This window comes from Mesorhizobium sp. 128a, from assembly GCF_053848025.1.
Map to the genome: position 1 here is coordinate 1 of NZ_JBSPKY010000097.1, position 461 is coordinate 461.

Here is a 461-nt window from a genome sequence, read left to right on the forward strand (position 1 = left end):
GCCTGGACGCCAATCACCGTCGCGCCGTCGGCGCCCTTGGTGTCGGCAACGCCGTCGGTCGTGTTGCCGTCGAGGGCATCGGTTCCGCCGGTCAGCACATTGCCGGTGGCCGGGCCGAACAGGCCAGGCCCGATGCTGTCGATGTCGGCGACCGCCGTCGGCACGTCATCGACGATGTTGATGGTGAGGCTGCCGGCCGGTGCGCTGTCGCCGTCGGCGTCGGTCACCACCACCGCGAAGCTGGTGCTCGACGGATCGGTCAGCGTGTTGTCGATGAGCGTGTAGGAGTAGCTGATCGTGCCGAGGCCAGTCGCCGGATTGTAGACATAGCTTGCCGTCAGCGTGCCTGTCGTCCCGTCGGCGAACGCCGTCGGGATACCGGTCAGCACGTGGCCACCGAGCGACACTGTCGTCAGGCCGTCCGGCGACGTGAAGCCGATCGTACCCGAGGTCGTTTCCGA

General features: G+C 67.7%; 1 protein-coding gene. It reads right to left on the reverse strand.

The window, feature by feature from the left end:
- Nucleotides 1-461: hypothetical protein (locus tag ACWTU9_RS33230; protein WP_455862021.1), on the reverse strand; the 461-nt coding region annotated here is incomplete at both ends.